Origin of the sequence: Catellatospora vulcania (assembly GCF_009720385.1) — a bacterium.
Taxonomy (GTDB): Bacteria; Actinomycetota; Actinomycetes; order Mycobacteriales; family Micromonosporaceae; genus Catellatospora; species Catellatospora vulcania.
In genome coordinates, this window is record NZ_WARX01000007.1 from 432,733 (window position 1) to 451,391 (window position 18,659).

Annotated in this window: 4 protein-coding genes; 3 read left to right on the plus strand and 1 reads right to left on the minus strand. The window is 74.8% G+C overall.

Translation table 11 applies throughout. From position 1 onward, the window contains the following. On the minus strand, positions 1-1,032 hold the full coding sequence (locus tag F6W97_RS30030; RefSeq protein WP_155373907.1) for a FecCD family ABC transporter permease: 1,032 nt from the start codon (positions 1,030-1,032) through the stop codon (positions 1-3). Between the two features lie 142 nt (positions 1,033-1,174). Here F6W97_RS30030 and F6W97_RS30035 point away from each other — a divergent pair, with 142 nt between their 5' ends. From F6W97_RS30035 to F6W97_RS30045, 3 genes are read left to right on the plus strand one after another with little or no spacing between them, the layout of a single operon-like run. Beyond that, complete coding sequence (locus F6W97_RS30035; protein WP_155373908.1) at positions 1,175-2,215, plus strand: iron-siderophore ABC transporter substrate-binding protein; 1,041 nt, start codon at positions 1,175-1,177, stop codon at positions 2,213-2,215. 58 nt (positions 2,216-2,273) lie between these two features. Next, complete coding sequence (locus F6W97_RS30040; RefSeq protein ID WP_155373909.1) at positions 2,274-18,344, plus strand: non-ribosomal peptide synthetase; 16,071 nt, start codon at positions 2,274-2,276, stop codon at positions 18,342-18,344. Next, positions 18,341-18,556 (plus strand): MbtH family protein, encoded by a 216-nt coding sequence (locus F6W97_RS30045; RefSeq protein ID WP_155373910.1) that lies wholly within the window; start codon positions 18,341-18,343, stop codon positions 18,554-18,556. The genes F6W97_RS30040 and F6W97_RS30045 overlap by 4 nt, the downstream gene beginning before the upstream one ends. Positions 18,557-18,659: the final 103 nt, after the last annotated feature.

The window sequence follows — 18,659 nt, forward strand, 5'->3', positions numbered from 1 at the left end:
TCACATCTCGGCCAGGCGTCGGCGGCGGGCCAGGGCGATGAAGAACGGGCCGCCGAGGAACGCGACCACGATGCCGGCCTGGATCTCCTCGGGGCGGGCGACGACACGGCCGAGCACGTCGGCCGCGATCAGCAGGCATGGCGCGCCGAGCAGGGTCAGCGCGAGGATGCGCCGGTGGTCGGGGCCGGTGACCATGCGGGCCAGGTGCGGGGTGACCAGGCCGATGAAGACGATCGGCCCGGCCAGCGCGACGGCGGTGCCGGCCAGCACGGTGATGGCCAGGGTGGCCCGCAGCCGGATCAGGCCGACGCGGCGGCCCAGCGCTGCGGCGACGTCCTCGCCGAGGGCGAGGCTGTTCAGCGCGGGTGCGGTGGCCAGGGCGAGCACCGCCGCGGCGGCCAGCAGCGGGGTCACCTGCCACAGCGTGGCGGCGTCGGCGGAGGTGAGCGAGCCGGCGGCCCAGAACCGGAACCGGTCCAGCGCGAGCGGGTTGCGCAGCACCAGGGCGCTGGTGAACGAGCCGAGCAGGAACGTCACCGCGATGCCGGCCAGCGCCGTCTTGACCGGGGTCGCGCCGCCGCGGCCCAGGCCGCCGAGCAGGTGGACGCTGACCGCGCCGGCGAGCGCGCCTGCGAACGCGTACCAGATGAGGTCGGTGGGTGCGGTGCTCCCGCCGAACGCGGCGACCGCGAGCACGATGGCGAACGAGGCCCCGGCGCTGACCCCGAGCAGGCCGGGGTCGGCGAGCGGGTTGCGGGTCAGGCCCTGCATGAGCGCGCCGGCCAGGCCGAGGGCCGCGCCGACGAGCAGCCCGGCGGCGGTGCGCGGCATCCGCACGTGCCAGACGATGGCCTCGATCTGGGGATCGACGCGGGCGCGGTCGAGCAGCGCGTCGGCGACCTGTCCGAGGGGGACGGCGCGGCTGCCGAAGGCCAGCGAGAGCAGGCACAGCACGGCCAGCAGCAGCGCGGCCGCGGGCAGGTACGCGGCGGCGCGGCGCAGCGGGGCAGGTGGCGGGGGAGCGGGGGTCACGTCGACCTCATGACCGTCATCTTAAGTGAGCCTTGCCTTACTGCACGACCGGGCATGAGCTGGGCAAAAGCTACGAATCTTGAAATTAGGTTAGCCTTACTTTACCATCCCCTCAGTTGCCCACCCACGTCGAGGGGAAGTCATGTCCACCCTGCCGAAGCACGCCGACCCGGTGCGCGCACGTCGCATGTGGTCGGTCACCGGCCGCATGACCGCGGCGCTCGCCGTGGCCGCGCTGGCCCTCACCGCCTGCGGCGGTGGCCCGGCCGCGACGCCCGCGCCGAGCGGTTCCGCAGCTCAGGGCGCAACCTTCCCCGTCACCGTGGCGCACAAGTACGGCGACACCGTCATCGACAAGGCCCCGACCCGCGTGGTCACCCTCGGGCTCAGCGACCAGGACCCGGTGCTCGCCCTGGGCATCGTGCCGGTCGGCGCCATCGACTGGTTCGGCGAGCGCCCCTACGGCAAGTGGCCGTGGGCGCAGCCGCTGTGGGCCGGCAAGGCTCCCGAGGTCGTCGGCGAACGCGACGACTACAACCTGGAGAAGATCGCGGCGCTGAACCCCGACCTGATCATCGGCATGTACTCGGGCATGAGCCAGGAGCAGTACACCAAGCTCACCCAGATCGCGCCGACCGTGGCGCAGGTCAAGGGCTACGACGACTACAGCGCGCCGTGGCAGGAGATGACCATGCACGCGGGCCGGGCGCTCGGGCAGTCCGCCAAGGCCGCGCAGCTGATCGCCGCGATCGACCAGCGGCTGACCGACCTCAAGACCAAGAACCCGCAGTTCGCCGGCAAGACGGTGGCCGTGGTCGAGCCCTACGAGCCGGGCAAGTACGCCGTGTTCGCGCCCAGCGACCCGAAGGTCGTGCTGCTCACGCAGCTCGGCTTCACCGTGCCGGAGGCCATCGTCAAGGCCGCGGGCAGCGAGTACGCCGCCGAGATCGGCTCCGAGCGGCTCGACCTGATCGATGTGGACAAGCTGGTCTTCCTCACCGCCGACGCGTCCACCGAGAAGACCGTCAAGGCCGACAAGGTCTACACCACGCTCAAGGTCGCCAAGGAGAACCGGGCCGTGTTCCTGCCGTACGAGACGCCGCCGCTGGGCGCCGCGCTGTCCTTCGGCACGGTGCTGAGCATCCCGTACGCGCTGGACCAGCTGGTCCCGCTGCTCGGCTGAGCACCCGTCCCACCGCTACCACCGCGCCACCCGTACCGCCCCCGAAAGGTGTCTCCCCGTGATCGAGACCGTGTCCCAGCCCGCATCGGACGAGGAGCTGCACCGCATCCTCGTGGCGTGGAACGACACCGCCTGCGGGCAACCGCCGGTGACCTGGCCGGAGCTGTTCGCCGACCAGGTCGCCCGGCGGGGCGATGCGATCGCGCTGGTGTTCGAGCAGACCAGCCTCACCTACGGCCAGCTCGACGCGGCCGCGAACCGGCTCGCGCACACGCTGATCGCGCGCGGCGCGGGACCGGAGCGCGTGGTGGGCCTGTGCCTGCCCCGCTCCGCGGAGATGATCGTCGCGCAGGTCGCCGTGCTCAAGGCCGGCGCTGCCTACCTGCCGCTCGACCCCGACTACCCGGCCGAGCGCATCGCGTACATGGTGGCCGACGCGCGCCCGGTGTGCCTGGTCACGACCGCCGACCTCGCTCCCGTCCTGCCGGGGCGGGACGAACTGGCGGCCGCCCGGCCGGACCAGGCCGACCCGGCCCAGGGTGCGGCCGCGCCGCTGCTGGTGCTCGACGATGTCGCGACCCGGGCCGAGCTGGCCGCGTCGCCGGAGTCCACGCCGTCCGATGACGACCGGGGCGGGCCGCTGAGCCCGCTCGGGGCCGCGTACGTCATCTACACCTCCGGCTCGACGGGGCGGCCCAAGGGCGTCGTCGTGTCGCACGCCGGTGTGGTGAAGCTGCTGGCCACGGCCACCGACCGGCTCGGCGTCGGGCCGGACAGCCGGGTCCTGCAGTTCGCCTCGCCGAGCTTCGATGTCGCCTTCTTCGACCTGTGCCTGGGCCTGCTCACCGGGGCGCGGCTGGTCGTCGTGCCCGCCGAGCGCCGCGTGCCCGGCCCGGAGCTGACCGACTACGCCCGCGCCCACGGCATCACCTTCCTGATCCTGCCCCCGGCGCTGCTGGCCGCCCTGCCCGAGGGCTGCGACCTGCCCGAGGGCGCGACGCTGCTGGCCGGCACCGAGCGCATCTCGACCGCGCTGGTGGCCCGGTTCGCCCGCGGCCGCGAGATGTTCAACGCGTACGGGCCGACCGAGGCGACCGTCAACTCGACGCTCGGGCTGTGCGACCCCGACATGGATCCGCTGGGCAGCGTGCCCATCGGCGTGCCCGACCCGGGCACCCGCTGCTACGTGCTCGACGCCGCGCTGCGCCCGGTGCCCGTCGGCGAGCTGGGCGAGCTGTACCTCGGCGGCCCCGGCCTGGCCCGCGGCTACCTCAACCGGCCCGGCCTGACCGCGACCCGGTTCGTCGCCGACCCGTTCGGCGACCCCGGCGAGCGGCTCTACCGCACCGGTGACCTGGTGCGCTGGCTGCCCGACGGCCGGCTGGACTTCACCGGCCGCACCGACGACCAGGTGAAGATCCGCGGGTACCGGGTGGAGCTGGGCGAGGTCGAGTCGGTGCTGCTGCAGCACGACAGCGTCGGCCAGGCGGTGGCCGTGGCCCGGCAGGACCGGCCCGGCGACACCAGGCTCGTCGGGTACGTGGTGGCCCGGGACGGGCGGGCCGCGGACCCGGCCGAGCTGCGGGCGCACGCGCAGGGCTTCCTGCCCGAGCACATGGTGCCCGCCGCCGTGGTGGTGCTGGACCGGCTGCCCGTGACGACCAGCGGCAAGCTGGACCGGGCCGCGCTGCCCGCGCCCGACTTCACCGCGCTGACCGGCGGGCAGGCCGCCCGCGACGCCCGCGAGCAGCTGCTGTGCGACCTCTACGACCAGGTGCTCGGGCTGAGCGGCGTCGGGGTCGACGACGACTTCTTCGCCCTCGGCGGCGACAGCATCGTGTCCATCCAGCTCGTCATCGCGGCCCGCCGCGCGGGGCTGACCGTCACCCCGCGGCAGGTCTTCGAGCAGCGCACCGTCGCCCGGCTGGCCCGGGTCGCCGTCGCCGCGGACCCGGCCCGCGCCGACGACCCCCTCGCCGGTGTCGGCGAGCTGCCGCTCACGCCGATCATGTCCTGGCTGGACGGCTGCGGCGGCGAGATCGACGCGTTCAGCCAGTGGCTCGCGGTACGCGTACCCGCCGGCGCGACCCGGCAGACCCTGGCCGCCGCCCTGCAGGCCGTCACCGACCGCCACGACGTGCTGCGCTCCCGCCTGGACCGGGCCGCGCCCGGCCGTGCCGGGCGACTGACCGTGGCCGCGCCCGGAGCCGTCACCGCGGCCTCCCACCTGCACCGCATCGACCTGACCGGCGCGTCGGAGCCGGCGCTCGACTCCGCCCCGGAGCCCGCCGACATCCGACGGTCGAGCGTCGACCAGGCTGGAGCGGCGGGACCGCTGTCGGGCGACACGCTGCGAGCGCGGCTGGACGCGGCCGCGCACGAGGCCGGGCAGCGGCTCGACCCGGTCGGCGGCGTGATGTTCCAGGCCGTGTGGCTCGACGCCGGAGCCGACGCCCCCGGCCACCTGCTGGTCATGCTGCACCACCTGATCGTCGACGGGGTGACCTGGCGCATCCTGCTGCCCGACCTCGCCGCGGCGTACGCCGACGCCGCCGCGGGCCGCCTGCCCCGCCTCGCCCCGATCGGCACCCCGCTGCGCACCTGGGCGCGGCAGCTCACCGCCGCCGCCGAACACCCCGACCGGCTCGCCGAGCTGGACCTGTGGACCGGCATGCTCACCGGCGACGACCCGGCACTGTCGCACCGCGCCCTCGACCCGGTCGGCGACCTGGCGTCCGTACGCCGCCTCACCCTGCACCTGCCCGCGGCGCAGACCGCGCCACTGCTGACCACCGTGCCCGCGACCTGGCACGCGGGCGTCAACGACGTGCTGCTCACCGCGCTCGCCACGGCCGTCAGCCGGTGGCGTGCCGCCCGGGACACGGCGACGCCGCCGGTGCTGGTGGCCCTCGAAGGCCACGGCCGCGAGGAGGACGTCGTGCCCGGCGCGGACCTGTCCCGCACCCTGGGCTGGTTCACCAGCATCTTCCCGGTGCGCCTGGACCTCGGCCCCGACCCCGACGACCTCGGCGCGGCGCTCCAGCACCTCAAGGAGCGGCTGCGCGCCCTGCCCGACCACGGCGTCGGATACGGCCTGCTGCGGCACCTGAACGCCGAGACCGCGCCGCTGCTGGCCGCGCTGCCGCAACCCCAGATCGGCTTCAACTACCTGGGCCGCTTCGGCGTCGAGGAGACCGGCGACTTCACCGCGCTGCCCGGCGTCGGCATGCTGGCCGGCGGGTACGACGCCGCGATGCCGGTCGCGCCGTACACGCTGGAGGTCAACGCGTTCGCGCAGGAGGGACCGGACGGGCCGTCGCTCGGGGTGACCTGGGCGTACCCGGCGGATCTGCTGGGCGACGACGCGGTGCGCGAGCTGGCCGAGGGCTGGTTCGCCGCGCTGGGCGAGCTGGCGCAGGCCGCCGCCGTGCCGGGCGCGGGCGGCCACACCCCGTCGGACTTCCCGCTGGTCGAGCTGTGCCAGGCCGACGTCGACGGGCTCGCCGCCCTGGTGCCGGGCCTCGACGACGTGCTGCCGCTGTCGCCGCTGCAGGAGGGGCTGCTGTTCCACGCGTACACCGGTGACGGCAGCTACCAGGTGCAGCAGGTGGTGGAGTTGCACGGGCCGGTCGACGCCGACGCGGTCCGCCGGGCCGTGGACACGATCGTCGCCCGGCACGCGCCGCTGCGCGCCTCGTTCCACGAGCTGGCCGACGGCCGCCTCGTCCAGGCGGTCTCCGCGACCGCCGTCGCGCCGTGGCGGCAGGTGGACCTGTCCCGGATGGACGCCGGGCCCGCCGCGGAGCTGTTCGCGCACATCCTCGCCGACGAGAAGGCCGCCGTCTTCGACCCGGCCGTCGCGCCGCTGGTGCGCCACCTGCTGATCGACCACGGCGGCGACCGCCACACCCTGGTCTTCACACACCACCACATCGTCACCGACGGCTGGTCGGCCACTGTCGCGCTGCGCGAGCTGATGGCGCTGTACGCCACCGGTGACGTCGCCGTCCGGCTGCCCGCCGTGACGCCTTACCGCGAGCACCTGCGCCGCCTCGCGGACCGCGACCAGGCGGCGGCGGAGGACGCCTGGCGCCTGGCGCTGTCCGGCGTGGACGGGCCGACGCTCGTCGTGCCGGAGTCCGGGGCCGCGCACCCGCAGGCCGCCGAGCCGGCGGGACCGGCCCCCGCCCAGGTGCCGGCGGACGCCGAGGCGATCCAGGTGGCGGTGCCCGTCGCCGACGGCACGGGCGCGCGGCTGACCGCGGCCGCGCGGGCACACGGCGTGACCGCGAGCACCCTGCTGTACGCCGTCTGGGGTCTGCTGCTGGGCCGCGTCACCGGACGGCGTGACGTGCTGTTCGGCAGCACCGTGTCCGGCCGCGACGGCGACACCCCCGGTGTCGAGTCGATGATCGGCCTGTTCATCAACACCGTCCCGGTCCGGGTGAGCTGGACTCCGCACGAGCCGCTGCGCGACGTGCTGCTCCGGCTCGCCCAGGCGCAGACCGGGCTGCTGGACCACCAGCACCTGGGCCTGACCGCGATCACGCGCCTGGCGGGCGGCGGCGAGCTGTTCGACAGCCTCGTCACCGTGGAGAACCTGCCCGCCGACGGCGAGCTGCGCGACGCCTCCGGCACGGTCCGGGTGGCAGACGTGTCCTACCGCGAGGCCACGCACTACCCGGTCAGCCTGCTGGCCACCCCGGGCGGCGAGCTGTCACTGGTCATCGAACACGACCCGGCGCGCCTGCCCGCGACGACCCTGGCGCGGCTGCGCGCCGGGCTGCCCGCGCTGCTCGACGCCGTGCTCACCAGGCCGGACCTGGCCGCGGGCGCGGTCGACCTCGGCGGCGCGCCGGAGCCGCTGCGTGGCGAGCCCGCGACCGAGACCGGCACGGGGCTGGCCGCGCTGGTCGCCGCGCAGGCCGCGCGCACCCCGCACGCGATCGCCGTCATCGCGGCCGACGAGCAGCTCAGCTATGCGACGCTGACCGGCCGGGCCGCGGCGCTGGCGGCCCGCCTGAGCGCCCGGGGAGCCGGGCCGGAGCAGGTCGTCGCGGTCGCGCTGCCGCGCTCGGCCCGGCAGGTCACCGCCATGCTCGGCGTGCTGTACTCCGGGGCCGCGTACCTGCCGGTCGACCCGGCGCAGCCGAACCTGGACGCCGTGCTCGCCGACGCCGGGGCGACCACCGTGGTGACCACCCCGGACCTGCTCTCCCGCCTGCCCCGGCGGGCCGGGCTGTCCTATGTGCTCGCCGGGACCGAGCAGACCGCGGGCACGCCCGCCGCCGTGGACCCCGAGCACCCCGCGTACGTCATCTACACCTCCGGCTCGACCGGGCGGCCCAAGGGCGTGCTGGTCACGCACCGGGCGATCGGCAGTCAGCTGGAATGGTCGCAGCGCGTCTTCGGGCTGCACACCGGCGACCGGATGCTGCAACTCGCCCCGGCCACCTTCGACACCTCGGTCTGGGAGCTGTTCTGGCCGCTGACCGCCGGCGCGGCGGTGGTGCTGCCGGAGCCCGGCGCGCAGCACGACCCGGCCGAGCTGGCCGCGCTGATGCGTACGCACCGGGTCAGCGCCGCGACGTTCGTGCCGTCCATGGTGGAGGCGTTCCTGCTCGCCGACGACGTGCTCGCGGACCGCTCATGGGCCCGCGACCTGCGCTGGGTCTCCTGCGGCGGCGAGGCGCTGACCGGCGACCTGGCCCGGCGCTGGGCGCAGGCGACCGGCACCCGCCTGGACAACTTCTACGGCCCCACCGAGACCGCCGTGCAGGTCACCTGGTGGCCCAACGACGGTCAGCACGGCGCCGCCGTGCCCATCGGCGGCCCGGTCGCCGGCACCGGCCTGCACGTGCTCGACGACTGCCTGCGCCCGGTGCCCGTGGGCGTGCCCGGCGAGCTTTACGTCTCCGGCGCGCAGCTGGCCCGCGGCTACCTCGGCCGCGCCGCCCTGACGGCGTCGCGTTTCGTCGCCGACCCGGCCGGCGCGCCCGGCGAGCGCATGTACCGCACCGGTGACCTGGTCGTCCGCCGTCCCGACGGGACGCTGACCTACCTGGCCCGCACCGACCACGAGATCAAGATCCGGGGGGTACGCATCGACCCGGCCGATGTCGAGTCGTGGCTGCTCGCCCGCCCCGACGTCGCCCAGGCCGCCGTGATCGCCCGCACCGACGGCCCCGGCGCCGTCCAGCTCGTCGCCTACCCGGTCCCGGCGGTCGGGCGGGCCCTCGACCCGGCCGCGCTCCGCGACGCCGCCACCGCCGCGCTGCCCGCGGCCCTGGTCCCCGCCGCTTTCGTGATCCTCGACGCGCTCCCGCGCACCCCCAGCGGCAAACTCGACCGCGCCGCCCTGCCCGCCCCCCGCCCGGCCGCCCTTGACCACCCGACTTGCCAGGCATGTGGGGGTAAGCACGGTCAAGATACGCACGAGTGCCAGGCAAGTCGGACGATCACCGCGGAGGCCGTGACCGGACCGGCGGCGGTGCTGTGCCAGATCATCGGGGCGGTCCTCGGGACTGCGGCGGTCGGACCGGACGACGACTTCTTCGCCCTCGGCGGAGACAGCATCCTGTCCATCGGGGTGTCCAGCCGCGCCCGCCGGGCCGGACTGCCGGTCAGCCCACGCGACGTGCTCGCCGCCCGCACCCCGCGCCGCCTGGCCGACCTCGCCACCGCGGCAGGTGTCGCCGCGCAGCGCCACAACCCAGAAGTTGTGGCCACAACCCACGAGTTGTGGAACCCCGCGGGCATGCCTTCCCCCGCCTCGGCTCCGGGCTCGGCGGGGGCAGGCACGTCGGCACGTCCGGCAGCGGCCGCGCCGGCGGGCGACGGGATCGGTGACGTGCCGCTGCTGCCGATCGTGCACTGGCTGCGCGACACCGGCGCGGCCGTCGACCGGTTCACGATGCCGATGCTGCTGGTCACCCCGGCCGGGGCGGACCAGCGGTCCATCGCCGCGACGCTGCAGTCGGTGCTCGACCACCACGACGGCCTGCGGCTGCGCCTGCAGCGCATCGCATCCGTGCTGTGGACCCTGCGCACCGAACCCGCCGACACGGCCACCGCCACGGACGTGCTGGTCCGCGTCGACGTGTCCGGAGTGGACGACACCGCACTGCCGGAGCTGCTGGCGGAGCACGCCGCGTCGGCCGCCGCGCTGCTCGACCCGGACGCGGGCAGCATGCTGCGCGCGGTCTGGTTCGACGCGGGTGACCGGCCGGGCCGGCTGCTGCTGGTCGTGCACCACCTCGCCGTCGACGGGGTGTCCTGGCGAATCCTTTTCGAGGACCTGGCGTCCGCCTGGCTTGCCGCGACCTCGGGCACCGTGCCGGCGCTGCCGCCCGTGGACACGTCACTGCGCCGGTTCGCGCAGGCCGTCACCGCGCAGGCGCAGCAGCCGCAGCGCCTGGCCGAGCTGGAGCACTGGGCGAAAACCCTCGCCCCCGGCGCCGACCTGCTCCCGGGCACGGTCCTGCCCGCCGACCCGGCCGCCGCTGCGGCGTCTGCCGGCGCGGCCACGGTCGCAGGCGGGTCTGCCGAGGCCCACTCCGGCGCGGGTACGACCGGCAGCGTCACCAGCCGGATCACCGCGCTGCCGACCGGCGTGACCGCGTCGCTGCTGGCGGCGGTGCCCGCGCTGGGCGGCGAGATCACCGACGGGCTGCTCGCGGCACTGGCCACGGCCGTGCGCGGCTGGCAGGAGCGGCACGGCCGGGTGGCCGGCGAGCTGCTCGTCGACGTGGAGCGCCACGGTCGTGAGCAGCTCGAACCGGACCTGGACCTGTCCCGCACCGTCGGCTGGTTCACCAGCGTCCAGCCGGTGCGGCTGCCGGTCGCGGACACCGACCCGGCTGCGCTGATCGCGGCCGTCGGCGAGCGGCTGCGGGCGGCGCCCGACGGCGGCATCGGGCACGGCATGCTGCGCCACCTCAACGCGCAGACCGCGCCGCTGCTGGCCCGCTTGGCGACCCCGCAGGTGCTGTTCAACTACTTCGGCCGCTTCCCAGCGGCGACCGGGGCCGCGTGGACGCCCGCGCCGGAGTCCGCTGCGATCACCCCGGTCAACGGCGGCCTGCCCCCCTCGCACCTGCTGCAACTCGACGTAGTCGCCGCCGAGGGCCCCCACGGCACCACCCTCACCACCACCTGGACCTGGCCCACCGACACACTTTCCGACACCGACCTCACCGACCTCGCCGACCTCTGGCACGACGCGCTGTCCAGGCTCGCGAGCGCCGCGGGCGAGTCGCAGATTCGGGGAAACAGCACGAATCGCGGGCCGCTCACGCCCAGTTTCCCCGAAACTGCAGGCGGCGGACTGCTGCTCGAGTTGACGGCCGATGAGATGGCGCGGTTGGGGGCGGTCAGCCCGGGGCCGGTGTCGGAGGTGTGGCCGCTGTCGCCGCTGCAGGAGGGTTTGTTCTTCCACGCCAGCTACGACACCGCGACGCTGGACGTCTACACCGGGCAGGACGCGTTCGACCTCGGGTACCGCGTCGACGTGGAGCGGCTGCGGCGGGCGGGCCGGGTGCTGCTGGCCCGGAACACGGCGATGCGCGCCGGGTTCACCAGCGAGGGCGTGTCCCGGCCGGTGCAGTTCGTGGCCGACGGGCTGGACCTGCCGCTGACCGAGGCCGACCTGTCGGAGCTGGGCGAGGAGCAGGCCGCGGCCCGTACCGCGGAGCTGATGGCAGCCGACCGGGTGGCCAGGTTCGACCTGGCCCGGCCGCCGCTGTGCCGCATGCTGCTGATCCGGATGCCGAGCGGCCGCGACCGGCTCGTCATCACGCACCACCTGATCCTGTGGGACGGCTGGTCCGAGGAGCTGTTCGTCGAGCAGCTGTTCACCCTGTACGAGCGGGACGGCGACGCGACCGGCCTGCCCGTGCCGGGGTCCTACCGCGACCATCTGGCGTGGCTGGCCGCGCAGGACGAGCAGGTGGCCGCCGCGGCGTGGCGCGAGGCGCTGGCAGGGCTGGCCGAGCCGACGCTGATCGGCCCGGCCGACCGCACCCCGGCCCCGGCCGTGCCGCAGCGCGTCGAGGCCCGGCTGCCCGAAGACGTCAGCGACCGGGTGCGCCAGGTGGCGCGCGCCCGAGGGTTGACCCTGAACACGGTGCTGACCACGGCCTGGGGCCTGACCCTGGGCGCGCTGACCGGCCGCCCGGACGCGGTCTTCGGCATGACCGTCGCCGGTCGGCACAGCGAGGTCGAAGGGGTCGAGGACGTCATCGGCCTGTTCCTGAACACCGTCGCCATGCGGATCGCGCCCGTGCCCGGCGAGCGGGTCGGCGACCTGCTGCGCCGGGTCCAGGACCAGCGCCTGGCGCTGATGCCGTACGACCATGTCGGGCTTGGCCAGGTGCAGCGCGACAGCGGGCACGCGACCCTGTTCGACACCCTGTACGTGCTGCAGAACTTCGTGGACGAGGACGGCAGCGCCGACCTGCGGGCCAGGCACGGCATCGAGGCCGTCGACGGCGTGGACGCCACGCACTACCCGCTGACGCTGGTGGTGACGCCGCAGCGGGCCATCCGGGTCGCGCTGGACCACCGGCCCGACATCGTCGACGGCCCGACCGCCCAGGCGGTGCTGGACCGGCTGCTGGCGGTGCTGGACCGGCTGGTGTCCGACGTGGACGCGCCGGTGCGGGAGCTGGATCTGCTGCTGCCCGCCGAGCGCGCCGCGCAGACCGCCGAGTGGGCGCGCACCGGGCACGACATCGGCGAGCTGACCGTCGCCGACCTGCTCGCCGCGCAGGCGGCCCGTACGCCGGACGTGACTGCGCTGGTCGACGGGGCGCTCAGCCTGACCTACGCCGAGTTCGACGCGCGGATCAACCGGATGGCACGGCTGCTGCTGTCCCGTGGCGCGGGCCCGGAGACCGTGGTCGGACTGGCCCTGCCACGCACCGTGGACATGGTGGTGGCGCTGTTCGCGGTGCTGCGCACCGGTGCGGCGTACCTGCCGCTGGAACTGGACCTGCCCACCGAACGCCTCGGCTTCATGATCGAGGACACCGCGCCGATGTGCGTGCTGAGCACGTCCACGGTGGCCGACCGGCTCCCTGGCGGGCTGGCGAACCTGGTGCTGCTGGACGACGCGGACACCCGCGCCGAGCTGGCCGCCCACGACGGCGGGGACCTCGCCGACGCGGAGCGGCCGCTGTTCGCGCCAGGGGTGTCGGGCCGACTGGACCACCCCGCGTACCTGATCTTCACGTCGGGTTCGACGGGCCGCCCGAAGGGCGTCGTGACCGCGTACCGCGGGTTGACGAACATGCAGCTCAACCACCGGGAGGCCATCTTCGACCCGGTGATCGAGGCGGCGGGCGGGCGCCGCCTGAAGGTCGCGCACACCGTGTCGTTCGCCTTCGACATGTCGTGGGAGGAACTGCTCTGGCTGGTCGAGGGCCACGAGGTGCACGTCTGCGACGAGCAGCTGCGCCGTGACGCGCCCGCGCTGGTGGCGTACTGCGACCGGTTCGGGATCGACGTCGTCAACGTGACCCCGACGTACGCCCAGCACCTGATCGAGGAGGGGCTGCTGGCCGACGGGCCGGGCCGGCACCGGCCGCCGCTGGTGCTGCTCGGTGGCGAGGCCGTCTCGGACGCGGTCTGGGCCGCGCTGCGCGACACCCCCGGCACCCTGGGCTACAACCTGTACGGGCCGACGGAGTACACGATCAACACCCTCGGCGGCGGCACACTGGACAGCGACAGCCCGACCGTCGGCGCGCCGATCTGGAACACCCGGGCCTACGTGCTCGACGCGATGCTGCGCGAGGTGCCGCCGGGGTCGCCCGGTGAGCTGTACATCGCCGGCATAGGCCTGGCCCGCGGCTACCACCTGCGCCCGGACCTGACCGCGGAGCGGTTCGTCGCCGACCCGTTCGGCGCGCCGGGGGAGCGCATGTACCGCACCGGTGACCTGGTGCGCCGCCGCGCCGACGGCAACATCGACTTCCTCGGCCGCACCGACGACCAGGTGAAGATCCGCGGGTACCGGGTCGAGCTGGGCGAGATCGAGTCGGCGCTGGGCACCCACCCGGCCGTCGCGCACGCCGCGGTGATCGTGGACAGCTCCGGTGACGGCGCGAAGCGGCTGGCCGGCTACGTCGTACGCGGCCCCGGCTGGGACGGCGCCGACGAGGTCGTGCTGCCCGCACTGCGCGAGCACCTCAAGCGCACGCTGCCCGACTACATGGTGCCCGCGGCCCTGATGGCCGTGGAGCGGCTGCCGCTGACCGTCAACGGCAAGCTCGACGTACGCGCCCTGCCCAAGGCGACCGTGCTCACCGGCGCGGCGAGCCGCCCGCCGGCCACGCCCGCCGAGCAGACCCTGTGCGAGCTGTTCGCGCAGCTGCTGGGCCTGCCCGCGATCGGCGTCGAGGACAGCTTCTTCGACCTGGGCGGCCACTCGCTGCTGGCGATCCGCCTGGTCAGCCGGGCCCGGACCGCGCTGGGCGCGCAGCTGTCCATCCGGGACCTGTTCGAGGCCCCGACCGTGGCGCAGCTCGCCGCGCGCATCGACCCGGCGGTTTCGGCCGCGCGGGCCGAGCTGGTCGCCCGCCCCCGCGAGGGCAAGCTGCCGCTGTCGGCGGCCCAGCAGCGGCTGTGGCTGCTGGAGCAGCTGGCAGGGCCGTCGGCGGCGTACAACTTCCCGCTGGTCGTCCGCCTGCGCGGGCCGCTGGACCGGGCGGCGCTGCACGACGCCCTGCACGACGTGGTGACCAGGCACGAATCGCTGCGCACCGTGTTCAGCGAGGTCGAGGGTGAGCCGTCGCAGCGCATCCTGCCCGCCGACCAGGCCCGCCCCGTGCTGGACCTGGCGCCGGCCGCCGAGGTCGCCCGCCTGGCCCCGCCTGCCGGGGAGGCGGACGACCCGGCGAAGGCCGTGGCACGGCTGGTGGACGCGGTGCTGGCGCGCCCGTTCGACCTGGCGAGCGAGCTGCCCGTGCGCGGCACGCTGATCGAGGCCGGACCGGACGAGCACGTGCTGGCGCTGCTGCTGCACCACATCGCCACCGACGAGTGGTCCGACGGGCCGTTCCTGCGCGACCTCGCCACGGCGTACGAGGCCCGCCTCGCCGGACATGCGCCGTCGTGGACGCCGCTGCCGGTGCAGTACGCCGACTACACGCTCTGGCAGCGCGACCTGCTCGGCGACCCGTCCGATCCGGCCAGCCTCGCCGCGCGGCAGCTCGCCCACTGGCGCCAGGCCCTGGCCGGGGCACCCGAGGAGCTGACCCTGCCCACCGACCGGGCCCGTCCGGCGACCCCGGACGCCCGCGGCGGCTCGGTCACCCTGACCCTGCCCGCCGCGACCGGGGCCCGCCTGCGCGAGCTGGTATCGCAGTCCGGGGCGAGCATGTTCATGGCCGCGCACGCGCTGGCCGCGACCCTGCTGCACCGCCTCGGCGCGGGCGACGACATCCCGCTCGGCGCGCCCATCGCGGGCCGTGGCGAGGAAGGCCTGGACGACCTCGTCGGGTTCTTCGTCAACACCCTCGTCCTGCGCACCGACCTGTCCGGATCGCCGTCGTTCACCGAACTGCTGGCCCGGGTCCGCGAAACCGACCTGGCCGCGTTCGCCAACGCGGACGTGCCGTTCGACGCGGTCGTGGAGGCGGTCAACCCGGCCCGCTCGCCCGGACGCAACCCGCTGTTCCAGGTCATGGTCGTACACCGCAACCATGCCGGGGACTGGTCCGGGCTGTCCGGCGTGGACTGCTCCGACGAGCCGCTGGAGACCACCACGGCCCGGTTCGACCTGGTCGTCGAGGTGCTCGAAGGCGCGGGAGACGAGCTGGAGTGCCTGCTCACGTACCGCAGCGCGCTGTTCGACCGGGACACGGTCGAGCTGCTCGGGCGGCGGCTGGCGCGGCTGGCCGAGGCCGTCTGCGCGACGCCCGACCTGCCCTTGGCAGATCTCGACCTGCTCGTCGACGGCGAGCTGGACCAGGTGCTGCGCGGGTTCAACGCGACCGCGCGGACGGTGGCCGAGCTGACGCTGCCCGAGGCGTTCGCGCTGCGGGTGGCCCGCGCCCCGGAAGCCGTCGCGGTCGTCGACGGCGAGCGCGAGGTGTCCTACGTGGAGCTGGCCGCCCGCGCCGGGCGGCTCGCCCGGGTCCTGGCCCACCAGGGCGTACGCCCTGAGAGCGTGGTCGGCGTCGCCGTGCCCCGCTCGCTGGAGACGATCGTGACCGTGCTCGCCGTCAACCGGCTGGGCGCCGCGTTCCTGCCGCTGGACCTCAACCACCCGGCCGACCGCCTCGCCTACATGATCGAGGACTCCGGCGCGGCACTGGTGGTGACCACGGGCAAGGCCAAGGGCCTGCTGCCCGAGACGGCCGCGCCGGTGCTGGTCCTCGACGACATCACCGACGTGACCCCGGTACGCCCGGTGCTGCCCGCGCCGAAGGGCCTGGACCACGCCGCCTACGTCATCTACACCTCCGGCTCCACCGGCCGCCCCAAGGGCGTGACGGTGTCGCACGAGGGCATCGGCAGCCTGGTCGAGACCGCCGTCGACCCGATGGGTGTGACAGCCGACAGCCGAGTGCTGCAATTCGCCTCGATCGGCTTCGACGTGTTCGCGTTCGAGGTGTCGATGGCCCTGTGCACCGGAGCCGCGCTGGTCATCACCCCCGACGAGGCCCGCACACCCGGCGCGGCGCTGTCGCAGCTGCTGTACGCCCACGGCGTCACCCACGCGATCCTGCCGCCGTCGCTGGTCTCCATCCTGCCGCCGGACGCCGACCTGCCCGAGGGGCTGTGCGTGCTGGTCGGCACGGAGACGGTGCCCGCCGGCCTGATCAACCGCTGGGCCGGCCACCTGAAGCTGTTCGCCGCGTACGGCCTCACCGAGGCCACGGTCAACTCGACCCTGTGGCGGGCCGTGCCCGACTGGGACGCGCCGGTGCCGATCGGCCGCCCCGACCCGAACACCCTCGCCTACATCCTCGACGAGCGGCTGCGGCCGGTCCCGGTCGGCGTCGTCGGCGAGCTGTACGTCGGCGGGCGCGGCCTGGCCCGCGGCTACCTCGGCAAGCCCGGCCTGTCCGCACAGCGCTTCGTCGCCGATCCGTTCGCCGGGCCGGGGGCGCGCATGTACCGCACCGGCGACCGGGCCCGCTGGAAGGCCGGCGGCGACATCGACTTCCTGGGCCGGGCCGACAACCAGGTGAAGATCCGCGGCTTCCGCATCGAGCCGGGCGAGATCGAGGCGGTGCTCGCCGGGCACGAGACGGTCCGTCAGGCCGCCGTGGTCGCCGACCGCACCGGCGACACCACCAGGCTCGTCGCGTACGTGTCGCCCGACGGCCCCGCCGACCCGGCGGCGCTGCGCGCACACGTCGGCGCGGTGCTGCCCGAGTACATGGTGCCATCGCTGGTGGTGGTCCTCGACGGGCCGCTGCCGGTCAACCCCAACGGAAAGGTGGACCGCAAGGCGCTGCCCGCGCCGGACTGGGGCTCGCTGGCCGGCGACGCCAAGCCGGCCACCGTCCGGCAGCACCAGCTGGCGGAACTGTTCGCGGAAGTCCTCGGCCTGCCCGAGGTCGGCGTCCACGACAACTTCTTCCACCTCGGCGGCCACTCCATGGCCTCGATGCGCCTGATCGGACGCGTCCGCACCGCGCTCGGCGCGGACCTCGCCATCCGTGACGTCTTCGACGCCCCGACCGTCGCCGAACTGGCCGAACGCCTCGACCGCACCATCGCGGCCGACCGGCCACAGCTGGTCCGCGCGGCGTCGGCCGACACCGGCCAGGGCGGCGCCGCCGGGCTCGCCGATCGGCTCGCGCCGGTGCAGTTGCACCCGTGGCGGCTGCACCGGGCCGTGGACCAGCCCGGCTGGGACATCGCCTTCGCGGTGCCCGCCTCCGAACTGGACGTGGTCGCGCTGGAAACGGCGCTGCGGGATGTGATCACCCGGCACCAGCCGCTGCACACCGTGACCGGCTCAGACGGCACGCTGCACAGCGCACTCGGGCAGCGTGTCCTCGAACCCGTCGCCGACGACGGCACTCCGCTGGCACAGCGCCTCGACGCGCTGGCCCGGGAGACCGTTGACCTGACCGCCCAGCCGCCGTTGCGGGCCCGGTTGGTCATCGGCGCGGACGAGCACGGCACGCCCCAGCGGGCGCTGCTACTCACCACGCACCACCTGGGCGTGGACGAGTGGTCGGTGGTCCCGCTGCTGCGCGATCTGGCGACCGCCTACGCGGCACGCGGCAACGGGGTCGCTCCCGCGTGGGAGCCGCTGCCGGTCGACTACGCCGACTACACGCGGTGGGCGTACGCGCTGCTCGGTGAACCGCAAGACCCGGCGAGCCGGCACGCGCGGCAGCTGGCGTACTGGAGCCAGACCCTGGCGGGTTTACCGGACCTGGACCTGCCCGCCGACCGCGCCCGCAACGGCGTCGTCTCGCGGCGCGGCGAGACGGTCGAGTTCCTGCTCGACGCCGACCTGCACCGCGGCGTCGACGAGCTGGCCCGGCGCACCGGCACCAGCATGTTCATGGTGGTGCAGGCCGCGTTCGCGACCCTGCTCACCGGGTACGGCTGCGGCACCGACCTGCCCATCGGCAGCCTCGTCGCGGGACGGACCGAGGAGGCGCTGACCGACCTGGCCGGCTGCCTCTACAACACCGTCATCATGCGCACCGACACCTCCGGCGACCCGACGTTCACCGGGCTGCTCGACCGGGTCCGGGCCACCGACCTGGCCGCGCTCGACCACCAGGACGTCCCGTTCGCCGCCGTGCTCGACGCCGTCGCGCCCGGCCTGGACGGGCCGCGGGTGATGGTGGTGCACCACGAGGAAGCCCACCTCGGTGACGGCGTGCTGCGCTTCGACCAGATCCCCACCGGCACGGTGCGGGCCGAGCTGACCGTCAGCTTCTACGAGCCCGCCGGGGACACCCCGGTGCACGTGGAGCTGGAGTACGCCACGGCCTGCTTCGACCGGGCCACCGCGCAGCGGATCGCCGCCGACCTGGTGTGCGTGCTCACCGCCGCGGTGGAACGACCCGAACTGACCCTGTCCGGGCTCGTCCCGGCGACCGTTGTCCCGCCGGCCCCGGCCGGCACCGATGTTCAGGAGAGAGAGCGATGACCAACCCGTTCGAAGACGCCGACGGCCGCTACCTCGTGCTCGTCAACGACGAGGACCAGCACTCGCTGTGGCCCGCCTTCGCGGCCGTACCGGCGGGCTGGCACAGCGTGTTCGGCGAGGACACCCGCGAGGCGTGCCTGGCCTACGTCGAGGCCAACTGGACCGACCTGCGCCCGCGCACCCTGCGCGAACGCATGGAGGCAGCGGCCTGAGTGCCAAGGCGCGGGACGGCCGCGTCGGATGAAGCGGCCGTCCTGCCCCCGGTGAACGATGCACGCCGTCGCAGCGTCATCGGAGTGCGTCAAGCAAGGCGTT